Genomic DNA, 19918 nt, shown 5'->3' on the forward strand with positions numbered 1-19918 from the left:
GATACCCAGGTATCTCGCCTTCCCCTAACCCTGAGGGCGCACGAGCCCGGTCTCGTACGCGATCACGACGGCCTGCACGCGGTCACGCGCGCCCAACTTGGACAGCACCCGGCCCACGTGCGACTTCACGGTGGGCTCCGCGAGGAACAGCTCTTTGCAGATCTCCTGGTTGGAGTGCCCGCGCGCCATCAACAGCAGCACCTCGCGCTCGCGGTCGGTAAGGCACTCGAGGCCCGCGCCGTCGGTGGGCTCCGGCAGCGACCCGGCCAGGCGCGTGAGTAACCTGCGCGTCGACGATGGCGCGATCACGGCGTCGCCCGCGTGCACAGTGCGGATCGCGCTGAGCAGCTCCTGGGGAGGCGCGTCCTTGAGGAGGAATCCGCTCGCGCCCGCCTTGATGGCGGCGACCACGTACTCGTCCAGGTCGAACGTGGTCAGGATGATCACCCGCGCATCGGACGTCGCCGTGACCTCAGCGCACGCGCCGATGCCGTCCTGGCCGGGCATGCGCACGTCCATGAGCACTACGTCGGCTGGGGTCGTCGCCAGCACCGCCACGGCCTCGGCGCCGTCGCCGGCCTCCGCGACCACCTCCATGTCCGGTTGGCTGTCCACGACCATCCCGAAGCCGGCGCGGATCAGTTGCTGGTCGTCGACTATCGCGACGCGGATGCTCACGACGCTATGCCTGGGCGGTAGGGGTGACGGGGGGCAGGGCGGACCAGGGGAACGTGATCCACAGATCGGTGCGCTTCCACACGTAGTCGGGGTCGATGATCGAGCGAGGCTTGGCGTAGAGCACGGCGGTGCGTACCTCCTTGCAGTGCAGGTCCATCAGGGCCTTGACGAGCGCCAGCGTCTCACCGGTGTCGGCGACGTCGTCAACCACGAGCGCCTTGAGGCCGCTCATCGCGTCGGTGTCCAGCAGCGGTGGGAGCAGCACCGGGGCGGGGAGCCTTTCGTCGACGCCCGTGTAGAACTCGACGTTGAGGGTGCCCACTCCCTTGGTGCCGAGCGCGTACGCCACCGCGCCGCCCACCGGCAGCCCGCCGCGGGCGACGGCGACCACGATGTCGGGCTCGAAGCCCGAGTCCACGACCGCCTGGGCGATCTCGCGGGAGGCGTCCCCGAACGCCTGCCACGTCAGGATCTCGCGCTCGGTTGCTACGGCAGTGGTGTCGGTCATGGTGTCTCCTCGATGGGGTTGAGATTTTCGGGCAAAGAACTGGGCGGCGGGTCCTGATCTGGCTGACGTGAAGGCTGACGCCCCGGGGCCACGCTCGGCAGGGCGGTTCGCAACCCGCCGATGCCAGTGCCGAGCGGCAGTCGTGCGCGGACCAGGTAGCCGCCGCCGGCCTTTGGCCCCGCGTCAAGGGTGCCGCTGAAAACGGTGGTGCGCTCGCGCATGCCTTCGAGGCCGCTGCCCTTACCGTCGCTGCGCGCGGCCGCGCCACGGCCGTCGTCGCTGATGGTGACCGTCACGGCATCGTCCTCCCATTGGAGCTGGACGAATGTGGTGACCGACGGGCCCGCGTGTTTGAGGACGTTGGTGAGGGCCTCCTGGACGATCCGGTAGACCGCCAACCCAGCGCCGATGGGCAGCGGGTGCGGGGTGCCGGTGGTGACAAACGACACCGCGAGGCCGCCCTCGCGCATGCCCGCGACCAGCGTGGGGACGTCGGCGAGGCCGGGCTGCGGCCCCATGGCGGTGTCGGAATTACTCTCGCGGAGTACTCCGAGCAGGGAGCGCATCTCCGTCAACGCGGATCGGCCCACGTCCGCGATCGTCTCTAGGGCCCGCTGCGCCTGCTTGGGGTCGTTGGCCCCGGCGAAGAGCCCGCCGTCCGCCTGCGCGACCATCACCGACAGGGTGTGGGCCACCACGTCGTGCATCTCGCGTGCGATTCTTGCGCGTTCCTCGGCCGCGGCGAGGGCCCGGTCCGCGGCCTTGTCGACGTCGAGTTCGCGCTCGAGTTCTTCCGCCCGCCGCACGGCACCACGCAGGCGTCGAGCCAGGTAAACGGCCGTCAGCGCCGCACCACCCGCGATCACCCACGCCAGCAACTCCATGTGGTCACTGTAGGACGATGGGCAGGCCCTCGCGCTCGCGACGTTGGCCCACAGGCGGCGCCGGGCGAGAAATTCATACTGGGGTATCAATGTGCCGACAGATTGATAGGAGTGGAATCGGACATTTAGAGTAGAAACAAGATAAATGGTGGAATTGACTCAAGGCGACACCAGGACAGGTAAGGCGGGACGCATCATGGCAACGCAGCCGGCACACGAACCGCGCCCAGGCGCGCTCGAGGACCTCGCCCAGCAACTGGGCGAGCACGCAAGCGAATTCACGCCTGCCAAACAGAGCGCAGCGCCTAGCGGCTCGGGGCTTCCCGGCCGCCACCCCGGACAGAGCCTTTCCGAACACGCCAAGTCGGCGGGCGCCGCGGCGTCAGTCGTCATCGACTGCGGAACCTCCCGCCGTTCCGGCTACTCGCACGTGCTGTGGATAGCCCCGAGCGCACCGGCAGTCCTTGGCTCCGACGGGCTCGAGCGACTCTCCGATGCGGTGGCACGCATGCCTGGCGTCAGCGCTTGTGAGTGGGAGGGGAGCGACCGCTTGCACCTGCGGGCCGCGGGTTCCGACTGGGACGACCTGCTCCAGGGCGCGCGGGCGGCCGTCGACGAGATTCTGGCCTGATCACCCGCTGCGCCACACCCATCCCACCGCTGCGCGGACCAGTCCCCACCCGCCGCGCCGGCTAGTCCCCACCCGCCGCGCCGGCTAGTCCCCACCCCCACCTGCTGCGCCGACCAGTCCGCGTCCACGCGCCCTGCGTTCACCGCATGGTTGATTCTGGGCTGTGCCCCTGCGTGAGGTTCACGTTTTGGTTGATAGCCGTTGAGAACGCGCGCGCCCGGTACTCTTGCCCTAGACCCCCTGAACGCCCGCACTCACGAGGGAACCCATGAGCTCCGAAGCGCCCGCATCGCCCAACGCCCACCTGGACACGGTGGATAACGCCGCCGCGAACCCCGACCAGGAGATGCCCTTCGCGGCTCTTGGCCTCAAGCCAGACGAGTACGCGTCGATCGTGGAGCTGCTGGGACGCCGTCCCACGGCCGCCGAGCTCGCCATGTACTCCGTGATGTGGTCGGAGCACTGCTCCTACAAGTCCTCCAAGAATCACCTGCGCCAGTTCGGCGAGAAGACCACCGAGGAGATGAAGAAGTCCCTCATGGTCGGCATCGGCGAGAACGCCGGCGTCGTCGACATCGGCGACAACTGGGCGGTGACCTTCAAGGTCGAGAGCCACAACCACCCCAGCTACGTCGAGCCCCACCAGGGCGCCGCGACCGGCGTGGGCGGCATCGTCCGCGACATCCTCGCGATGGGCGCGCGCCCCGTGGCCATCATGGACGAGCTGCGCTTTGGAAAGATTGACCACCCCGACACCCCCCGAGTGGTCCACGGCGTGGTCAGCGGCGTGGGTGGCTACGGCAACTCGCTGGGCCTGCCCAACATCGGCGGCGGCGCAATCTTCGACTCCTGCTACCAGGGCAACCCCCTGGTCAACGCGCTCTGCGTCGGCGTCATGAAGCACGAGGACATTCACCTTGCCTCCGCCGAGGGCGTGGGCAACAAGGTCGTTCTATTCGGCGCACGAACCGGCGGCGACGGCATCGGCGGGGCATCGATCCTCGCCTCGGAGACCTTCGAGGACGGCGTGCCGACCAAGCGCCCGTCCGTCCAGGTGGGCGACCCCTTCATGGAGAAGGTGCTCATCGAGTGCTGCCTCGAGCTCTTCGCGGCCGACGTGGTGCAGGGCATCCAGGACCTGGGCGCCGCGGGAATCTCCTGCGCGACGTCTGAATTGGCCTCCAATGGTTCGGGCGGCATGCACGTGTGGCTCGACGACGTGCTGCTGCGCGACCCCTCGCTCAACGCCGGCGAGATCCTCATGTCAGAGTCGCAGGAGCGCATGATGGCGGTCGTCACGCCCGACAAGCTCGACGCGTTCATGGCGATCGCAGCCAAGTGGGACATCGAGTCCTCCGTGGTGGGCGAGGTCAACGACTCCGGCCGCCTGACCATCGATCACCACGGCGAGCGGATCGTCGACGTCGACCCCCGGACCGTCGCCCACGACGGCCCCGTCTACGATCGTCCCTTCGCGCGCCCCGCGTGGATGGACGGCCTGCAGGCGGACGATGCTGCCTCGCTTGAGCTTCCGGCCACCGGCGACGAGTTGCGCGCCACGGTTCTTGAGCTGATCGGCAGCGTCAACATGTCGTCGCGCGAGTGGATCTACGGCCAGTACGACCGCTACGTCCAGGGCAACACCGCGCAGGCCCGCCCCGACACCGTCGGTGTGGTGCGCGTGGACGAGGCGACCGGTCGCGGCGTCGCGATCGCGACCCGCTCCAACGACCGCTACACCAAGCTCGACCCGTACGCGGGCGCGCAGCAGTCCATCGCGGCGGCCTACCGCGGCGTGGCCATCGCCGGGGCCGTGCCGCTCGCGGTGACCGACGGACTCAACTTTGGTTCGCCCGAGGACCCCGACGCGATGTGGCAGTTCGTGGAGGCCATCCGCGGCCTCGCCGACGCGTGCCAGACGCTCGGCGTGCCGGTGACCGGCGGCAACGTGTCGCTGTACAACGGCACCGGCGAGCCGGGCAAGATCGACTCGTCGATCAACCCCACCGCAATCGTGGGAATCCTGGGCGTGCTCGACACCGTCGAGCGCGTGACGCCCTCCGGCTGGCGCGAGGGCGGACAGCTGCTGTACCTGCTGGGCGAGACTCGCGCGGAGCTGAACGGCTCGCAGTTCGCCTCGCTGAGCGGCCACCTGGGCGGAATGCCTCCCGTCGTGGATCTTGAGAAGGAGCGCGTGCTCGCGGAGGTCATGGTGTCCGCCTCGCGCGACGGCCTGATCGACGCGGCCCGCGACGTCTCCGAGGGCGGCCTGGCCGCGGCACTGAGCTACGGCGCCCTGCGCTACGGCGTCGGCGCCCGCGTGGTGCTCGACGAGATCTGCGAGCGCGACGGGGTCACGCCCGCGCAGGCGATGCTTTCCGAGTCGCAGGGCCGCGTGCTGGTCGCGCTGCCACGCAACGAGGAAGCGCGCTTCGTGTCGATGCTCGAGGCCCGCGGCGTTCCCGCGATCCGGCTCGGCGTGACCGAGGAGGCGCCGCACGGGCTGGAAGCGGACGGCGCCGGCGCGGTGCTGGATGTCCAGGACCAGTTCACGCTGCCGCTCGCGGAGCTCGGCATCGCCTGGGAGGGCCCGCTCCTGCACCACTTCGGCTAGCCGTCCGGATCGCTGCCCACCGAGTCGCGCTATGGGTCCGATTTCGCACGCTTCTTGAGTCCAGTGCATCCTGCTGGTCTCTTTTCTCACGCTGGCGACTTTGCCGCCCCAGTCATCTGACGCAGTCATAACGTTACGAATATCACTCTCAAAGGTGTCGTGTCGGGCAATCGGGTGTGCCACGCTAGGAGCATGCCCTCGCGCCGAAGGATTGCCACTGTGGATGGCCGCGCCGCGCTCGCCGCATGGCTCGACGCCCAGCGCGGCTCCACGCCGCACGGTGTGGAGGATCAGCCAGGTGCTCAGGACCAGCTACGAGCGCAGGACCGACCACGAGCGCCGGACCAGCCACGCGCAACGCCAGCCGAGCGAAACGCTCAGTCCGCCTCGCCGGACCGCAACACGGTGGCGACAGCGGTGCGCTTCACGCTCGAGGAGCTCAACGCTCGCGCCCCCGGCCAGGCGCTCGAGGTGCGGGTGCCGCCATTTGGGGCCACGCAGTGCATCGAGGGGCCCCGCCACACCCGCGGCACGCCGCCCGGAGTAGTTGAGATGTCCCCCCAGACCTGGCTCGAGGTAGTGACCGGCCGGCGTCCCTGGGACGAGGCCCTCGCATCGGGCGATGTCAGCGCGTCGGGCGAGCGCGCCAATCTTTCCGACTTGCTGCCTTTGAAGGGGGCGTAGATGCCGAATCAGCACCTGAACGGTCCGTCCAGCAGCGACCGGGCCAGCAGCGACAGCACGACGAGCATTGGGCGCGACCACACTGCGACCCGGCCCCGCGCGTCACGCTTGCGTTCGATGGGCCTGGCCGCCGGAGTAGTCGTCGCGGCCTTGGCACTCGCCTCGTGCTCGGCGTCTCCAGGTGCGAACCCCAGCGCAACCGCGCCGTCGCCGAATCCCGCGGCGGTCAGCGCCTCGCCTCCGCCCACCGAGCCATCGCACACACCCGCACCCACTCCCACGGAGGTCACCATGCCCAACGACAGCCAAGCATCGGCTACGTTCTTCAACGCGCCAAAGAAGGCCGACAGGGAGTATCAGCAACTGGTGGAAGCGGGACGCGTCGACGATGCCGCGCTTCTCAAGGTGCTGGCCGACCAGCCCACGGCAACCTGGATTGGCGGCGACGGCGACGTAGCGGAGGCCGCCTCCGTAGCGGCCGCAGCCAAGGCCGCCGGCCAGATCCCGGTGTTCGTGCTGTACGCGATCCCGGGTCGGGACTGCGGGCTCTACAGCGCCGGCGGGCTCCCTCAGGAGCAGTACATCGACTTCGCGACGAACGTCGGCAACGCAGTCGCGGGCAGCGACGCCTGGGTGATTCTGGAGCCGGACGCTCTGCCCCAGCTCGGGGACTGCGACGGACAGGGCGACCGCGTCGGCCTGCTCGCGGGCGCAGCCAAGGCACTGAGCGATGCCGGGGCAAAGGTGTTCTTGGACGTGGGCCACTCCACCTGGCTCAGTGCCGACGAGGCAGTCTCCCGGATCGGCAAGGTGGGTGCGGAGAACCTCACCGGCTTCGCGACGAACACCTCGAACTACAACTCGACGTCTGACGAGCAGGCCTGGGCTGACCAGGTGAGCGCGGGCGTCGGCCTGCCGTACCTGGTGGACACGTCGCGCAACGGCAACGGATCCAACGGCGAGTGGTGCAACCCGCGGGGCCGCGCCATCGGCGAAGACCCCACCGTATTCGGCGGCGACCGCATGATAGCCACGGTCTGGACAAAGGTGCCGGGGGAGTCGGACGGCACGTGCAACGGCGGCCCCGCCGCAGGCGCGTGGTGGGAAGAGATCGCCCTCGAGTTGGCCCGCAACGGGCAGTAGCGAACGCGCAACGCGCGGCGACATTTGAGCGATCATCAGGGCCATTGACTGCGCGCGTGGTTTTTGTCCTAATTGCGTAACGATTTGGACAATCGGGCCAGAGCGGTTGCCAGGGGACCCGTAGTTCCATACGGTGAATGCAATGGCTTGCGTAGTCGGCCCCCACCGACGTGCACATCGCGCTTGCCCGCCTTACCGAGATTCCATCGGGGTAGCGGCGAGGTCCAACTCAACGAAGAGGAGGCATGTTGCACATGAAAAGACGCTCATTGAGCCTAGTCGCGGTCGCCGCGGTTTCAGGGCTACTTATTGCTGGTTGCGGATCAAGCGATGGCACCGACCCGAGTACCGATCCGGACGCGGGTGCAAGCGCTTCCACCAGCGATGGTGGAGACGCGATGGCTGCAGGGTGCGAGGACTACGGCGACTACGGCACATTCGAAGGCAGCGAACTGGAGCTCTACGGCACCATCTCCGGCGTCGAGTCAGAGCAGCTCTCGGAGTCGCTCGTCCCCTTCGAGGAGTGCACCGGAATCGCGGTCACCTACAACGGCTCGGACGAGTTCGAGACCGAGATCAATATTCGAATTGAGGGCGGCAACGCCCCCGACCTCGCGATCATTCCGCAGCCCGGGCTCCTCCAGCGCGTAGTTGGCACGGGTGCGGTCGTCGCCGCGCCGGAGTCGGTTGTCGCGAATGTCGACGAGTTCTGGTCCGAGGACTGGAAGAACTACGGAACGGTCGGGACTACCTTCTACGCGGCGCCGCTCATGGCGTCCGTCAAGGGCTGGGTCTGGTACTCGCCTACTGACTTCGCGGAAAACGGTTACGAGGTCCCCACCACCTGGGACGAGCTCATGACTCTCACGGCGACGATGGCCGAGACCGGTGGCGCGGGCCCCAACTACAAGCCCTGGTGCATCGGTTTTGAATCGGGAACCGCTACGGGATGGGCCGGCACTGACTGGATCGAGGACCTCGTCCTTCGCCAGGCTGGCCCCGACGCCTACGACCAGTGGGTTAACGGGGATCTAGACTTCACTTCCCCCGAGATCACCGCGGCCTTCGAGTCGTTCGGTGACATCGCACTCAACCCGGACTACGTGAATGGCGGCCTGGGCGACTCGGCCTCCATCGTCGACACCTCCTTCCAAGAGGCTGGCCTCCAGATCCTTGAGGGCTCGTGCTCGCTTCACCACCAGGCTTCGTTCTACGAGGCACAGTGGCCGGCAGGCACCACCGTGGCTGAAGATGGCGACATCTGGGCATTCCTGACGCCGAACGTGGCCGACGGGGACCCGGCGGCAGTCACCGGAGGCGGCGAGTTCGTCGCCGCGTTCAACGACAGCCCCGAGACCGAAGCGCTGCAGGCGTTCCTCTCCTCGGACACGTGGGCGAACGAGCGTGTCTCGATCGGCGGCGTGATCTCGGCGAACAAGGGTCTCGACCCGGCCAACGCCAGCTCTCCCATCGGACAGGCATCAATCGAGATCCTGCAGGGCGACGACACCCTCTTCCGCTTCGACGCATCTGACCTGATGCCCGCAGTGGTGGGTGCTTCATCCTTCTGGACCGGAATGAACGACTATGTGAGCGGCACGTCGCTTGACACGGTATTGACCAATATCGACAACTCGTGGCCGTGATCCATCAGCAGTAAATGACCGGTTGGGCTCCCTGACACAGGGGGCCCAACCGCGTTGCTGAAATGAGTGAACCCGGGTGATGTGACGAAAGGAGTCGACAGTGTTGTCGACTGAGGTACTAAGCGGGGCCCCGCGGGGGCTGCCGATGTCTGGACTGGATGCGCAGTTCTGGGCCGCCCAGGGTCAGAACCTCCTGATGGGCGCGATCGCCATCGTGGTGTTCATCACGGTGATCATGCTGATCATGTACGGCGCGGACCTGGTGAAGGGTCGCGGCCGCGACAAGCTGCAGCTGGTCGTGCTGATCTCGCCCGTGCTGATCCTGCTGGGCATCGGCCTTGTCTACCCCGCGCTAGATACTTTTTGGATCTCCTTTAACTCCATCACCGACGCGCCCGACCCCGATACGGGTATCTACACGACGACGATGCAGTTCATCGGGCTCGAGAACTACCGTTTCGCATTCACGGATCCGAGCACCGTGCGCACCGTCCTCAACACCTTCGTGTGGATGATTCTGGTGCCGATCCTTTCTACCGGCATTGGCCTTGGCTACGCCGTGTTCATCGACCGCGCCAAGGGCGAGAAGGTTCTCAAGTCCCTGGTGTTCATGCCCATGGCGATCTCCCTGGTGGGAGCCTCGGTCATCTGGGGCAACATCATGTACGACTACAACCAGGTTGGCCAGCAGACGGGAATGCTCAACGCGCTCAAGGTCTTCTTTGGCGGTGAGCCCTATAACTTCTTGGCGGACGACCCCTGGAACACGTTCTGGCTGATCGTGATCCTGGTGTGGATCCAAGTCGGGTTCGCCATGGTCATCCTGTCCGCGGCTATCAAGGGCGTGCCCATAGAGTTGAACGAGGCGGCGTCCCTAGACGGAGCGAGCGCCTGGCAGCGTTTCTGGTCGATCACCATTCCCTCAATCCGCAGCACCATCGTGGTGGTGTTGACGACGATCACGATCATGGCCCTCAAGGTCTATGACATTGTCCGCACCGTCACTCAGGGGCGCGACGACACTGACGTGGTGGCGAACCGCATGTACGTCCTCAGCTTTGTGGAGGGACGGGAAGCGCTCGGCGCCGCGCTCGCCGTCATCCTGTTCGTGTTCGTGATCCCCGTCGTGATCTACAACGTGCGATCCCTCAACAAGGTGAAGGAGAACCACTGATGAGCATCACGACGCCTCCTCAGCAGCCCGCCGAGGCCAAGATCCTGGGAAAGGCCGAGCGCCGCAACGCGGCCAAGCGCGCTAAGCAACGCCTGACCTCGCCGTGGGCCACCGCGGCCGGGATCATCATCGCGGTCCTGTGGACCATCCCGTCGGTCGCGCTCTTCATGAACTCGCTGGTGCCGGGGGACCTCTACCGGACCGACCCGTGGTGGAGCGTCATGGCGAACGGAGACCTGACGTTCGAAAACTTCAACACGGTCCTGTTCGACTCGTTCGGGGACAGCGCTAACTCGCCGCCGCTGCTCGAGTACGTGTTCAACTCCATAGTGGTGACGGTCCCGTCGGTGGTGTTCCCTATCGCGCTCGCGCTGATGGCCGCCTACGCCTTCGCGTGGATCCCATTCCGCGGTTCGAGCTTCCTGTTCGTGCTGATCTTCGCGCTCCAGGTGGTGCCGCTGCAACTGGCCCTGATCCCGCTACTTCGCCTCCTCGGCCCCGAGAACCTGGGGGTCGCGGGGCAGTTCCCCGGGGTCTGGATAGCGCACACGATATTTGCGCTGCCACTGGCTGTCTTCCTGTTACACAACTTCGTCTCTCATATACCTCGGGAGGTCCTCGAGGCCGCACGGGTGGACGGTGCGAGCCACACCCAGGTCTTCTTCAAGATCATCTTCCCGCTGTCGCTCCCGGCCGTCGCCTCGCTCGCGATCTTCCAGTTCCTATGGGTGTGGAACGACCTGCTGGTGTCGGCCGTTTTCGGTTCCGCGAATACCTACACGATGACGTATCCGATCTCGAACCTCGCCGGAGACTATGGGCAGTACGCCTACCTGGTCCCGCCGGCGGCGTTCATCTCGATGATCATCCCGCTGATCGTGTTCTTCAGCCTCCAGCGGTACTTCGTCAGGGGACTCCTGGCGGGATCGACGAAGGGGTGACGCTTGCGGTTCTTCGCTTGGCGGGTCCACCGCCTAGACTTGACCCGTGAGTGACGCCCCCACCCCAGACCAGGCCGAGGCAGTTCCGTCTGTAGAAGAATTGCAGCGGACCGCCGTACCAGCGGCTATACGACACGCACCCCGGGTGGGCCGCATGATCGGCACCGGTGTGTGGATCGGCATCGCGCTGGGCGTGGTGCTCGGTATTGCGCTGCCCAACTCGACCGTGGCCGGCAGAGGCATCGTCGTCATCCTGTTGAGCCTAGGTTTCGCGCTCATCGGAGGCCTGATCGCCGGAGTGATCGCGACTCGCCTCGACAAGCCGCTGAAGAACCAGTCGGACGCGCCGCTGTTCCCCCAGGACGCGGCCGATGCGCCCGCGCAGTCTTCACCCGCCGATGACGCGGCCGATGCGCCCGTCGACACTGTGAACTCCCTTCCCCCTTCGACACCAACAGCACGCCCGAATGGAGACACCACCTGATGCCACGCGGTGATGGACGCCTGAACCACGACCTGATGCCCGACGAGAAGGGCCCGCAGGACGCGTGTGGAGTGTTCGGCATCTACGCGCCGGGCGAGGAAGTGTCCAAGCTCACGTACTTCGGGCTCTACGCGCTTCAGCACCGCGGCCAGGAGTCGGCCGGCATCGCCACGTCTAACGGCGACAAGATCCTGGTCTTCAAGGACATGGGCCTGGTCTCTCAGGTATTCGACGAGGGCGCGCTGGAGGCGCTCACCGGGCACATCGCGCTGGGTCACGCGCGCTACTCGACCACCGGGGCCTCGGTCTGGGCCAACGCCCAGCCCACCCTCGGACCCACCGCGCACGGCACCGTCGCGCTCGGGCACAACGGCAACCTGACCAACACGCAGGAGCTGATCGACCTCCTGATCGAGCGCGAGGGAGCGGCCAGGCGGCTCGACCTCAAGGGCGGCAAGTGCACCGACACCGCCGTGCTGACCGCGCTGCTCGGCTCGGACCGCGAGGACACCCTCGCCGAGGTCGCCATGGAGCTCCTGCCCCACGTGCGCGGCGCCTTCTCGCTCGCGTTCATGGACGAGACCAAGCTGTACGCGGCGCGCGACCCCCAGGGCGTGCGACCGCTGATGCTCGGCAAGCTGCCCTCGGGCGGCTGGGTCGTCGCGTCGGAGAACCCCGCGCTCGACATCGTTGGCGCCGAGTTCGTGCGCGAGATCGAGCCCGGCGAGTTCGTCGTGATCGACGAGGACGGCGTCCACTCCTCGCGCTTCGCGCCCGCCGACCCCAAGAACTGCGTCTTCGAATACGTGTACCTGGCTCGCCCCGACACCACCATGAACGGGCGCTCGGTGAACGCCGCGCGGCTCGAGATGGGACGCACGCTGGCGCGAGAGCACCCCGTCGAGGCGGACCTGGTCATGCCGACGCCGGAGTCGGGCACGCCCGCCGCCATCGGCTACGCGCAGGCCTCGGGCATTCCCTTTGGGCAGGGCCTGACCAAGAACTCGTACGTGGGTCGGACCTTCATTCAGCCGTCGCAGACGCTGCGCAAGCTGGGAATCCGGCTCAAGCTGAACCCCCTGCGCGAGGTGATCGAGGGCAAGCGGCTGATCGTCGTCGACGACTCGATCGTGCGCGGCAACACTCAGCGGGCCATCGTGAAGATGCTCCGCGACGCGGGAGCGGCGGAGATCCACGTGCGCATCTCCAGCCCGCCCGTGCAGTGGCCGTGCTTCTACGGCATCGACTTCGCGACGCGATCCGAGTTGGCGGCGGTGAACAAGACCCTCGAGGAGATCCGTCTGGATCTTGGCGCGGACACGCTGGGATACATCTCGACGGAGGGGATGATCGCGGCGACGCAGCAGTCCCAAGACCGACTGTGCACGGCCTGCTTCACGGGTGACTACCCGATCGAGCCGCCGGTCGATGCGCGCCACCTGTTGATGAGCCAAACCGGAGAGGTGTCCCAATGACCGCCGATGGAATCACTTACGCCGATGCCGGCGTCGACACCCACGCGGGTGACCGCGCCGTCGAACTGATGAAGGCCGCCGTGGCCAAGACCCACGGCCCCGAGGTACTCGGGGGAGTGGGCGGGTTCGCCGGGCTGTTCGACGCATCGGCGCTGAAGAGCTACAAGCGACCGCTGCTGGCCTCGTCGACCGATGGCGTGGGAACCAAGATTGTCATCGCGCAGCAGATGGACATCCACGACACCATTGGCCAGGACCTGGTCGCCATGGTCGTGGACGACATCGTGGTGTGCGGCGCGAAGCCGCTCGTCATGACCGACTACATCGCGTGCGGCAAGGTGGTGCCGGAGCGCATTGCCGACATTGTGCGGGGCATCGCCGAGGGCTGCGAGATGGCCGGCACCGCGCTGGTGGGCGGAGAGACCGCGGAGCATCCCGGCGTGATGGGCGCGGACGACTACGACGTGGCCGGAGCCGCCATCGGCGTGGTCGAGGCTTCTGCGTTGCTGGGCCCGGAGAAGGTCGTGACCGGCGACGTGGTCGTTGCCATGGCATCGTCCGGCCTGCACTCGAACGGCTACTCGCTGGTGCGCTCAGTCGTGAAGCACGCCGGCTGGTCGCTCGACACGGACGTCCCGGAACTGGGGCGCACCCTGGGCGCCGAGCTCCTTGAGCCCACCCGTATTTACGCGCAACTGTGCGTCGACATCGCGGCGTCCACCGATGGCCTGCACGCGTTCAGCCACGTCACCGGCGGGGGGCTGGCCGCGAACGTGGCCCGCATCATCCCGCGGGGTCTCGCGGCGACGGTTGCCCGCGACGCCTGGGACCTGCCCGCGATCTTTGCGCTGGTGCAGTCCGCAGGCAAGGTGCCGTGGAACGACCTGGAATCCACCCTCAACATGGGCATCGGCATGGTTGCCGTCGTGTCGGCCGCCGATGCGGACGCGCTGATCGCGCAGTCAGCAGCGGCAGGAGTCCCAGCTTGGGTGCTCGGCGAGGTATCGGCGGATGACTCCCGTGCCGTGTCGGGCGACGTGGTCCGCGGCGCCAAGGGCGTCGTCGGCGGCGCGGTCTACCTGAGCGGCGCGTACCGGGCGTAGCGGCGGCTCCTACGCGATGGATGCCTGCGACGGGACCACCGCGCTTATGCCCGCTCGACCTTGACTATCTCGAAGCGGGAGCCGCGCTCGATCCGACGCCGCAGCTTCTCGCTGGCGTCGCCTCACAGCAATAAGAGCCGCGCTGGCGCGGCTCCACGTGAGGAGAGTTAGTCCTCGGCGTCGGCCCAGCGGGCGTAGGGATCTGGATCCTCTTCAACCTCGACCTTGGCCGCGGCTGGCCTCACCGATTCGCTGTGAATCAGCTCGCGCTCGAGTTCGCGCAAGTCAGCACCGTGCGGCGTGTACTTAAGCTCGCGTGCGATCTTTGCGTCCTTGGCCTTCTGACGACCGCGCCCCATGTCGCCGTCCCTTCCACCTTCGCGGGCTGCGCGTGCGCGCTCGCCCTTCGGTATAAACCCTGAACCTGTACTTTACAACGCTTCGGAGGTGCGATGCGACTCCCGGCAAAACGGCAATTTGGGAAATCTTGCCGAAACCGCGTCATAGTGCACCGGGTGACCCGTCTCAATATACGTAAAGGCCGCATCGGATACGGACGATTTGAGGGACAAAATGATGGCAGGAACGATTCAGGAGCCCGAGAAGCTGCTGACGCCTAGCGAGGTGGCCGCGATCTTCCGCGTCGACCCCAAGACCGTTACTCGATGGGCCAAGGTTGGCAAGCTTTCCTCGATCCGCACGCTGGGTGGCCACCGCCGCTTCCGCGAGGCCGAGGTCCAGTCGCTGCTCGCAGCCGCTCAGGAATAGCGCCAACTGATCTAAGTTTTCATCACGCACGACCATTAGTCGCGGCCCCCGTCCCTCACCGGACGGGGGTCGCTTTGCGTTCGGACCGTTCCTGCGGCCGATGCGACGGCCGGCCAAGGCGACCGGCCCGCCAGAGACTGGCGTAGGAATTGAGGTGCCAGTTGGTGCCAATGCGGCGGCTCAAAACCGCCGGTGGTGCCTCACGCCCGGGCGTACGCTAGCGCCATGACCATCCCTCTAGTGGCCGTGCAGTACGACACTCCGTTCGGTGACCTCGCGGTGCTGGTGTCCCCCGAGGACGAGGTGGTGCGGGCGTCCGGGTTCCACTCGGCCGCCGACATGGCGCTTCGCGTCAGCCCCCGGCAACGCGCGCGCGGCTGGGAACCGGGCGAACTTCCGCGGATCGACGAGGCGGTCGAGGCCTGGCTGGCCGGCGACGGCTTCCTGCTTCGCGGCATCCCGGTCGAGCAGGACGGCGGCCCCTTCTTCCAGGAGGTGTGGGAGACCCTGCGCGACGTCCCCAGCGGCGAGACGATTTCGTATCAGGAACTCGCGGAGGCGGCGGGTCGCCCGCGAGCGATGCGGGCCGCTGGCACCGCGTGCGCGCGCAACAACATCGCGCCCTTTGTTCCCTGCCACCGGGTGGTCAAGTCCGGCGGCGCGCTAGGCAGTTACGGTTTCGGCGGAGTGGAGATGAAGGCAGCGATGATTGCGTTGGAACAGAAAAAGACAGTACGTACGGACGATGCTTCCTTGCCGGGAGCATCAGCGGGGGCACGGCGGTGACCGGCGTGGGAGACGCGCCGCTGCGGGCCTGGTTGCCCGCCTTCCTCATCGTCTCGCTGGCGTGGGGGTCCTCGTTCCTCTTCATCGCGATCGCGCTGCGCGAGTTCACCCCCGTGCAGGTGGGGTTCGGCCGGGTCGCCATCGGCGCGGTCGTTCTGGTGGGCATGGTCGCCTGGTCCAGGAACTGGCCCAAGCTGACGTGGCGCAAGGTGGGCTCGATTGCCGTGGTCGCCGTGTTCATGTCCGGCATACCGCTCGTGTTGATCCCCATGGCGGAGCAGCAGATCACTTCCACGCTCGCGAGCCTGCTGAATGCGAGCACGCCGCTGTGGACCGCCCTCTTCGTGGCGCTGCTGATCCCCGCGGAGAAGGTCAACCGCGCCCAGCTGATGGGGCTCGTCGTGGGAGCGCTCGGGATCGCGGTGCTGCTGGGCGCGTGGAACGTGGACTCGTTCCCGCTGCTAGGCGCCGCGCTGATGCTTGGCGCCACGGCCTGCTACGGCATCGGCGGGACGCTGTCGAGGGTGCTCCTCAGCAAGGTCAAGGAGTCCAATGTCGCGCTGGCCGCGACGCAGATCGTCCTGTCCGCGTTCATGCTGGCGCCGTTCGTGTTGGCGAGTCCGCGCCCCGCCCCCACCGCGTTCGAGCTGAGCTCGACCGCGATGTGGTCGCTGCTCGCGCTTGGCGTACTAGGGACGTCGTTCGCCTACGTGCTGTTCTGGCGCGTGGTCAAGGTGGCCGGGGCGACGACCGCCGCCTCCGTGACCTACGTGGTGCCTGTGGTCGCGACGTTCCTGGGCGTGGTGGTGCTCGGCGACCAGCTGCCTTGGTACGAGCTGGCGGGCGCCGCGATCGTGTTCCTCGGGGTAGCCATGGCCGGGCGCAAGAAGAAGCCCGTCATCGTCGCTGAGGAGGGTCTGGCCGCGCAACCTGCGATTGCGGGGGCCTCAGAGGTAGCCGAGCGGGCCGATCGTGATCACACTCATGCTCCGCGGAGCACGCCGGAGTCCTAGTCTCAGACTAGAACGGCATCGAGTTCTTGATGTTGTTGATGGCGCGCTCGGGCTTGATGTCCTTGTTCCGCTTGATCTTGTGAGCACCCCAGAGGCCAAGGATCAGGACGATCACGAGAATCCCGCCGGCGACGATCAGCGCGGCGGCCCAGACGGGCATTCCCTCGGCGAGCCCGGCGACCGCGGACGTCAGCAGCAGCAGGACCAGGAAGAAGCTAAAGACGGAGGCGGCGACCAGCATGCCGACGCCCTTGCCGAGCTCCTTGGCCTTGTAGCCGAACTCGATCTTGGCGATCTCGATCTCGGTCTTCACCGTGGAGATCCAGTTGCCGAAGATCGCGGACACGACGGTGTTCACGAACGTCTTGCCGATGCTGTCTGACATGGTTCCTCCTTGATGGCGTACCTCTAGTCAACAGGTCATCGGCACTCAATAGCAAACCCACAAGGGCGGTTTCCACCTTTAATGCCGCATCCGGGCAAGGCGAGGCGCTCCCAGCCGCTAGCCACGCAAGTGTTACTACGACGACACAGCACGGAAATATATTGATGTCAGAGTTCTGACATGAACACAGACGGACGCCGCGCTAGGGCCGACGAGCGCATCGCGCAGACCCGGGACCAGATCCTGGCTTCGTTTGCCTCGCTGCTCGAAGACAATCTCAACGACGAGATCACCATGGGCCAGATCGCGACACGCGCCGGAGTCACGGCGCGCACCGTGCACCGCCACTTTCCCGCGCGCAGCGACCTGGTCGCGGCCTTCGGAGACTGGTGCCGCGTGAACCTGCTCCCCGTCATCCCGCTCGAGAAGCTCTCCGACCTTCCTGGGGTTATCGCCCAGGCGAGCGCCTACCTGGACCGCAACCCCAACCTCTCGCGGGCGCTCGCGCAGTCGAGCGTCGGCCAGGAGGTCATGAAGGGCTACACGGAGGACTTCCTCGCGCAGCTCACCCAGTGCCTCGACGAGGCGAACCCGACCCTCGACCCCGTCTCCCGGCGCCGCGTACTCGCCGCGCTTCACTACCTCAACAGTTTCCTGCCGTGGGTGGTCCTCAAGGATGCCTTCGACATGGACGGTGACGAGGTCGCCGACGTCGTCGGTTGGGTCATGGAACTCATCATCGACACGGTAGACGCTCCCCGGTAGCGCGCCCTCAGAACGTCCAATCCAGCACTACAGCGCGTCCCTTCGCGCCCATTTTGCCCGTAGTTCCCCTTAAGTCCCATCTCAGAACAGGATTCAAGAATGCGATTCAACAACACCATGCGCGCTGGCGGCGCCCTCCTCCTCGCCTCCGCCCTGCTAGCCGGCTGCAGCTCGTCCGAGGAGGCGCCCGAGTCCTCCTCCAGCGCATCCTCTGAGGCTGCCGCCTACGGTGACATCACCGTCCAGCTCTCCTGGGTTCCCGACGCGGAGTTCGGCGGCGAGTTCATGGCCGACGACCGCGGGTACTTCGCCGATGCTGGCTTCGAGTCAGTCACGTTCCTGCCCGGCCCGTCGGCCACCGAGTCGCTAGTCCTCTCCGGGCAGGCGGACCTCGGCATCTCCACTCCCGCGGCCCTGGCCCCCGTGGTGGTAGAGGAGGGCGCCCCCCTCAAGATCATCGCCACCGAATACCAGGCCAACCCGTCCGCGATGATGTCGCTGGCCGACTCGGGCATCAACGAGCCCGCAGACCTCATTGGCAAGACCATCGGCGTGCAGCCGGGAAACACCGAGCTAATCGTGGACGGCTTCCTCGAGGCCAACGGCATTGACCCCTCGCAGGTGACCAAGGTGCCCGTGACGTATGACCCGATGGACCTCGTCAACGGCGGCGTGGACGCCATGCCCGGCTACGTCACCAATGAGCCGTTGGTCCTTGCCGACGCGGGCTACGACGTATCACTCATGAAGTACGAGGACTTTGGGCTTCCGTACGTGACCAAGTCCTACATCGCCACCGACGAGTCGATCGCGGAACGCCCGGAAGAGTTGACGGCGTTCCTGACCGCGCTCGCGATGGGCTGGAGGGACTCGATCGCGGATCCCGACGAGACGGTGCGCCTCGCGACCGACGTCTACGGAGCCGACCTGGGCCTCGATGTAGACACGGAGGCTCGCCTGGTCGGAATCCAGAACGCCGACCTCCTCGTTTCCGACGAGACCGCAGCCAATGGCCTCCTCACCATCTCCGACGAGACCAAGGCGCGCTCCATCGCCTCGCTGGCGCTCATCGGCTATGACGTCACCGCGGAGCAGATCTTCGACACGACTCTCATCGACGCCGTCTACGCGGCCCACCCTGAGCTCCTCAACTAAGCGGAACGGACACACCTCATGCAGCCACTCATCATCGACGACGCGACGTTCGCCAGGGAGATCCCCAAGGCCGAGCTTCACCTGCACATCGACGGCACCCTGGAGCCCGAGCTCAAGCTCGTCATCGCGGAGCGCAACGGCATCAAGCTGGAGCAGACCACGGCCGACGAGATCCGGGAGACGTACAAGTTCCACGACCTCGAGTCGTTCCTGAACGTCCACTACCCGAACATGGACGTCCTGTGGACCGAGCAGGACTACTTCGACCTGTGCTCCGCGTACCTGCGCAGGGCGGCGGCGCAGGGCGTGCGGCACGTCGAGATCTTCTTCGACCCCCAGCTGCACACCTCGCGCGGCGTCCCGTTCTCCACGTTCGTCAGCGGATACCGCCGCGCCATCATCACGGCCGAGCGCGAGTTCGGAATCCACGCCGCTCTGGTGATGTGCTTCCTGCGGGACCACGGGGTGAAGTACGCGATGGCGACGCTCATGGAGTCGCTCCCGTACAAGGAGTGGATCCTGGGCGTCGGCCTGGACTCCAACGAGCAGGACCACCCGCCCATCGACTTCAAGGACGTCATGGCCCGGGCCCGCGCGGAGGGCTACATGGTCACCGTCCACTGCGACATCGACCAGGTGAACTCGATCGAGCACATCCGGCAGGCGCTGATGGAGCTGGAGGTCGACCGGATCGACCACGGCACCAACATCGTCGAGGACGACGAGTTGCTGGAGATCGCCATCTCCCGCGGCATCGGCTTCACGACCTGCCCGTTGTCTAACTCGCAGGTGAACCCGGGGATGAAGGCGGGCGAGATCGTCGCCATGCTCGACCGCGGCGCGCTGATCAGCGTGAACTCCGACGACCCGCCCTACTTTGGCGGCTACGTGGGGGACAACTACGTGGCGCTGCAGGAGTACGCCGGGCTGGACCGAGACCAGGTGGTCAAGATCGCCCGCAACTCCTTCCTGTCCTCGTGGCTGCCCACTCACCTGCGGGACAGCTACGTGGCGGAACTCGAGGCCTGGGTGGCCGAGCGCACCCCAGCCGCGACGAGTGCCGAGGAGGCGCTCTAACCCC

The 19918-nt window shown here is 66.7% G+C and carries 22 protein-coding genes; 16 read left to right on the forward strand and 6 right to left on the reverse strand.

The window, feature by feature from the left end; translation table 11 throughout:
- Window positions 1-24: 24 nt before the first annotated feature.
- From ACQU6B_RS00960 to ACQU6B_RS00970, 3 genes are all read right to left on the reverse strand, one after another.
- Window positions 25-621: a response regulator gene (locus ACQU6B_RS00960; protein ID WP_430869256.1), complete on the reverse strand. Its 597-nt coding sequence runs from the start codon at window positions 619-621 to the stop codon at window positions 25-27.
- Window positions 622-682: 61 nt separating this feature from the next.
- Window positions 683-1186: a phosphoribosyltransferase gene (locus ACQU6B_RS00965; protein WP_430868181.1), complete on the reverse strand. Its 504-nt coding sequence runs from the start codon at window positions 1184-1186 to the stop codon at window positions 683-685.
- Complete coding sequence (locus ACQU6B_RS00970) at window positions 1183-2070, reverse strand: sensor histidine kinase (RefSeq protein WP_430868182.1); 888 nt, start codon at window positions 2068-2070, stop codon at window positions 1183-1185. The genes ACQU6B_RS00965 and ACQU6B_RS00970 overlap by 4 nt, the downstream gene beginning before the upstream one ends.
- 196 nt (window positions 2071-2266) lie before the next feature.
- On the opposite strand from ACQU6B_RS00970, the gene ACQU6B_RS00975 reads away from it, so the two are divergent.
- The 3 genes from ACQU6B_RS00975 to ACQU6B_RS00985 all read left to right on the forward strand — a co-directional run bounded on the left by ACQU6B_RS00975 (window position 2267) and on the right by ACQU6B_RS00985 (window position 5999).
- On the forward strand, window positions 2267-2701 hold the full coding sequence (locus ACQU6B_RS00975; RefSeq protein WP_430868183.1) for a hypothetical protein: 435 nt from the start codon (window positions 2267-2269) through the stop codon (window positions 2699-2701).
- A gap of 268 nt (window positions 2702-2969) precedes the next feature.
- Window positions 2970-5315, forward strand: a complete 2346-nt coding sequence (purL, locus tag ACQU6B_RS00980; protein WP_430868184.1) for a phosphoribosylformylglycinamidine synthase subunit PurL — start codon at window positions 2970-2972, stop codon at window positions 5313-5315.
- 192 nt (window positions 5316-5507) lie between these two features.
- Window positions 5508-5999 (forward strand): sterol carrier family protein, encoded by a 492-nt coding sequence (locus ACQU6B_RS00985; RefSeq protein WP_430868185.1) that lies wholly within the window; start codon window positions 5508-5510, stop codon window positions 5997-5999.
- A gap of 8 nt (window positions 6000-6007) precedes the next feature.
- Here the strand turns inward: ACQU6B_RS00985 and ACQU6B_RS00990 are convergent, their stop codons facing one another.
- Window positions 6008-6292 (reverse strand): hypothetical protein, encoded by a 285-nt coding sequence (locus tag ACQU6B_RS00990; RefSeq protein ID WP_430868186.1) that lies wholly within the window; start codon window positions 6290-6292, stop codon window positions 6008-6010.
- Here ACQU6B_RS00990 and ACQU6B_RS00995 point away from each other — a divergent pair.
- From ACQU6B_RS00995 to purM, 7 genes are all read left to right on the forward strand, one after another.
- Window positions 6291-7142, forward strand: a complete 852-nt coding sequence (locus tag ACQU6B_RS00995) for a glycoside hydrolase family 6 protein (protein ID WP_430868187.1) — start codon at window positions 6291-6293, stop codon at window positions 7140-7142. The two genes, ACQU6B_RS00990 and ACQU6B_RS00995, sit on opposite strands and share 2 nt — an antisense overlap.
- 398 nt (window positions 7143-7540) lie before the next feature.
- The gene (locus ACQU6B_RS01000; RefSeq protein WP_430868188.1) at window positions 7541-8788 is read left to right on the forward strand and encodes an ABC transporter substrate-binding protein; all 1248 of its coding nucleotides are present in this window, start codon (window positions 7541-7543) and stop codon (window positions 8786-8788) included.
- 145 nt (window positions 8789-8933) lie between these two features.
- The gene (locus ACQU6B_RS01005) at window positions 8934-9962 is read left to right on the forward strand and encodes a carbohydrate ABC transporter permease (protein WP_430868189.1); all 1029 of its coding nucleotides are present in this window, start codon (window positions 8934-8936) and stop codon (window positions 9960-9962) included.
- On the forward strand, window positions 9962-10903 hold the full coding sequence (locus ACQU6B_RS01010; RefSeq protein WP_430868190.1) for a carbohydrate ABC transporter permease: 942 nt from the start codon (window positions 9962-9964) through the stop codon (window positions 10901-10903). The genes ACQU6B_RS01005 and ACQU6B_RS01010 overlap by 1 nt, the downstream gene beginning before the upstream one ends.
- A 46-nt stretch (window positions 10904-10949) precedes the next feature.
- On the forward strand, window positions 10950-11387 hold the full coding sequence (locus ACQU6B_RS01015) for a hypothetical protein (RefSeq protein WP_430868191.1): 438 nt from the start codon (window positions 10950-10952) through the stop codon (window positions 11385-11387).
- Window positions 11387-12862 (forward strand): amidophosphoribosyltransferase, encoded by a 1476-nt coding sequence (gene purF / locus ACQU6B_RS01020; protein WP_430868192.1) that lies wholly within the window; start codon window positions 11387-11389, stop codon window positions 12860-12862. Before ACQU6B_RS01015 ends, purF begins: the two co-directional genes overlap by 1 nt.
- On the forward strand, window positions 12859-13965 hold the full coding sequence (purM, locus tag ACQU6B_RS01025; RefSeq protein WP_430868193.1) for a phosphoribosylformylglycinamidine cyclo-ligase: 1107 nt from the start codon (window positions 12859-12861) through the stop codon (window positions 13963-13965). The genes purF and purM overlap by 4 nt, the downstream gene beginning before the upstream one ends.
- Before the next feature lie 167 nt (window positions 13966-14132).
- Here purM and ACQU6B_RS01030 read toward each other — a convergent pair whose 3' ends face one another.
- Window positions 14133-14324, reverse strand: a complete 192-nt coding sequence (locus ACQU6B_RS01030; RefSeq protein WP_430868194.1) for a DUF3073 domain-containing protein — start codon at window positions 14322-14324, stop codon at window positions 14133-14135.
- 217 nt (window positions 14325-14541) lie between these two features.
- On the opposite strand from ACQU6B_RS01030, the gene ACQU6B_RS01035 reads away from it, so the two are divergent.
- From ACQU6B_RS01035 to ACQU6B_RS01045, 3 genes are all read left to right on the forward strand, one after another.
- Window positions 14542-14733, forward strand: coding sequence for a BldC family transcriptional regulator (locus ACQU6B_RS01035; protein WP_430868195.1), 192 nt, complete (start codon window positions 14542-14544; stop codon window positions 14731-14733).
- Window positions 14734-14958: 225 nt separating this feature from the next.
- On the forward strand, window positions 14959-15519 hold the full coding sequence (locus ACQU6B_RS01040) for a methylated-DNA--[protein]-cysteine S-methyltransferase (RefSeq protein WP_430868196.1): 561 nt from the start codon (window positions 14959-14961) through the stop codon (window positions 15517-15519).
- Complete coding sequence (locus ACQU6B_RS01045; RefSeq protein ID WP_430868197.1) at window positions 15516-16532, forward strand: DMT family transporter; 1017 nt, start codon at window positions 15516-15518, stop codon at window positions 16530-16532. The genes ACQU6B_RS01040 and ACQU6B_RS01045 overlap by 4 nt, the downstream gene beginning before the upstream one ends.
- A gap of 7 nt (window positions 16533-16539) precedes the next feature.
- On the opposite strand, the gene ACQU6B_RS01050 is transcribed toward ACQU6B_RS01045, so the two are convergent.
- On the reverse strand, window positions 16540-16917 hold the full coding sequence (locus ACQU6B_RS01050; protein WP_430868198.1) for a phage holin family protein: 378 nt from the start codon (window positions 16915-16917) through the stop codon (window positions 16540-16542).
- 180 nt (window positions 16918-17097) lie between these two features.
- Between ACQU6B_RS01050 and ACQU6B_RS01055 the strand changes: the two genes are divergently transcribed.
- The 3 genes from ACQU6B_RS01055 (at window position 17098) to add (ending at window position 19914) form a co-directional block, all read left to right on the forward strand.
- Window positions 17098-17682, forward strand: coding sequence for a TetR/AcrR family transcriptional regulator (locus ACQU6B_RS01055; RefSeq protein WP_430868199.1), 585 nt, complete (start codon window positions 17098-17100; stop codon window positions 17680-17682).
- Between the two features lie 99 nt (window positions 17683-17781).
- On the forward strand, window positions 17782-18837 hold the full coding sequence (locus ACQU6B_RS01060; protein ID WP_430868200.1) for an ABC transporter substrate-binding protein: 1056 nt from the start codon (window positions 17782-17784) through the stop codon (window positions 18835-18837).
- 18 nt (window positions 18838-18855) lie between these two features.
- Window positions 18856-19914, forward strand: a complete 1059-nt coding sequence (gene add / locus ACQU6B_RS01065; RefSeq protein WP_430868201.1) for an adenosine deaminase — start codon at window positions 18856-18858, stop codon at window positions 19912-19914.
- The last annotated feature ends 4 nt before the right edge of the window (window positions 19915-19918 follow it).

The sequence above is a fragment of the Demequina aurantiaca genome (genome assembly GCF_050598105.1).
Taxonomy (GTDB): domain Bacteria; phylum Actinomycetota; class Actinomycetes; order Actinomycetales; family Demequinaceae; genus Demequina; species Demequina aurantiaca_A.

Bases quoted from the DNA above. Each gene is read 5' to 3' on its own strand.
- ACQU6B_RS01035 (WP_430868195.1), top strand. From the start codon at position 14,542: ATGGCAGGAACGATTCAGGAGCCCGAGAAGCTGCTGACGCCTAGCGAG.
- ACQU6B_RS00990 (WP_430868186.1), bottom strand. From the start codon at position 6,292: ATGGTGACCTCCGTGGGAGTGGGTGCGGGTGTGTGCGATGGCTCGGTG.
- ACQU6B_RS00970 (WP_430868182.1), bottom strand. From the start codon at position 2,070: ATGGAGTTGCTGGCGTGGGTGATCGCGGGTGGTGCGGCGCTGACGGCC.
- ACQU6B_RS01030 (WP_430868194.1), bottom strand. From the start codon at position 14,324: ATGGGGCGCGGTCGTCAGAAGGCCAAGGACGCAAAGATCGCACGCGAG.
- purM (WP_430868193.1), top strand. From the start codon at position 12,859: ATGACCGCCGATGGAATCACTTACGCCGATGCCGGCGTCGACACCCAC.
- ACQU6B_RS00985 (WP_430868185.1), top strand. From the start codon at position 5,508: ATGCCCTCGCGCCGAAGGATTGCCACTGTGGATGGCCGCGCCGCGCTC.
- ACQU6B_RS01050 (WP_430868198.1), bottom strand. From the start codon at position 16,917: ATGTCAGACAGCATCGGCAAGACGTTCGTGAACACCGTCGTGTCCGCG.
- ACQU6B_RS01000 (WP_430868188.1), top strand. From the start codon at position 7,541: ATGGCTGCAGGGTGCGAGGACTACGGCGACTACGGCACATTCGAAGGC.
- ACQU6B_RS01055 (WP_430868199.1), top strand. From the start codon at position 17,098: ATGAACACAGACGGACGCCGCGCTAGGGCCGACGAGCGCATCGCGCAG.
- add (WP_430868201.1), top strand. From the start codon at position 18,856: ATGCAGCCACTCATCATCGACGACGCGACGTTCGCCAGGGAGATCCCC.
- ACQU6B_RS01010 (WP_430868190.1), top strand. From the start codon at position 9,962: ATGAGCATCACGACGCCTCCTCAGCAGCCCGCCGAGGCCAAGATCCTG.
- ACQU6B_RS00995 (WP_430868187.1), top strand. From the start codon at position 6,291: ATGCCCAACGACAGCCAAGCATCGGCTACGTTCTTCAACGCGCCAAAG.
- ACQU6B_RS01005 (WP_430868189.1), top strand. From the start codon at position 8,934: ATGTCTGGACTGGATGCGCAGTTCTGGGCCGCCCAGGGTCAGAACCTC.
- ACQU6B_RS00960 (WP_430869256.1), bottom strand. From the start codon at position 621: ATGGTCGTGGACAGCCAACCGGACATGGAGGTGGTCGCGGAGGCCGGC.
- ACQU6B_RS00975 (WP_430868183.1), top strand. From the start codon at position 2,267: ATGGCAACGCAGCCGGCACACGAACCGCGCCCAGGCGCGCTCGAGGAC.
- ACQU6B_RS00965 (WP_430868181.1), bottom strand. From the start codon at position 1,186: ATGACCGACACCACTGCCGTAGCAACCGAGCGCGAGATCCTGACGTGG.
- ACQU6B_RS01060 (WP_430868200.1), top strand. From the start codon at position 17,782: ATGCGATTCAACAACACCATGCGCGCTGGCGGCGCCCTCCTCCTCGCC.
- purL (WP_430868184.1), top strand. From the start codon at position 2,970: ATGAGCTCCGAAGCGCCCGCATCGCCCAACGCCCACCTGGACACGGTG.
- purF (WP_430868192.1), top strand. From the start codon at position 11,387: ATGCCACGCGGTGATGGACGCCTGAACCACGACCTGATGCCCGACGAG.
- ACQU6B_RS01040 (WP_430868196.1), top strand. From the start codon at position 14,959: ATGACCATCCCTCTAGTGGCCGTGCAGTACGACACTCCGTTCGGTGAC.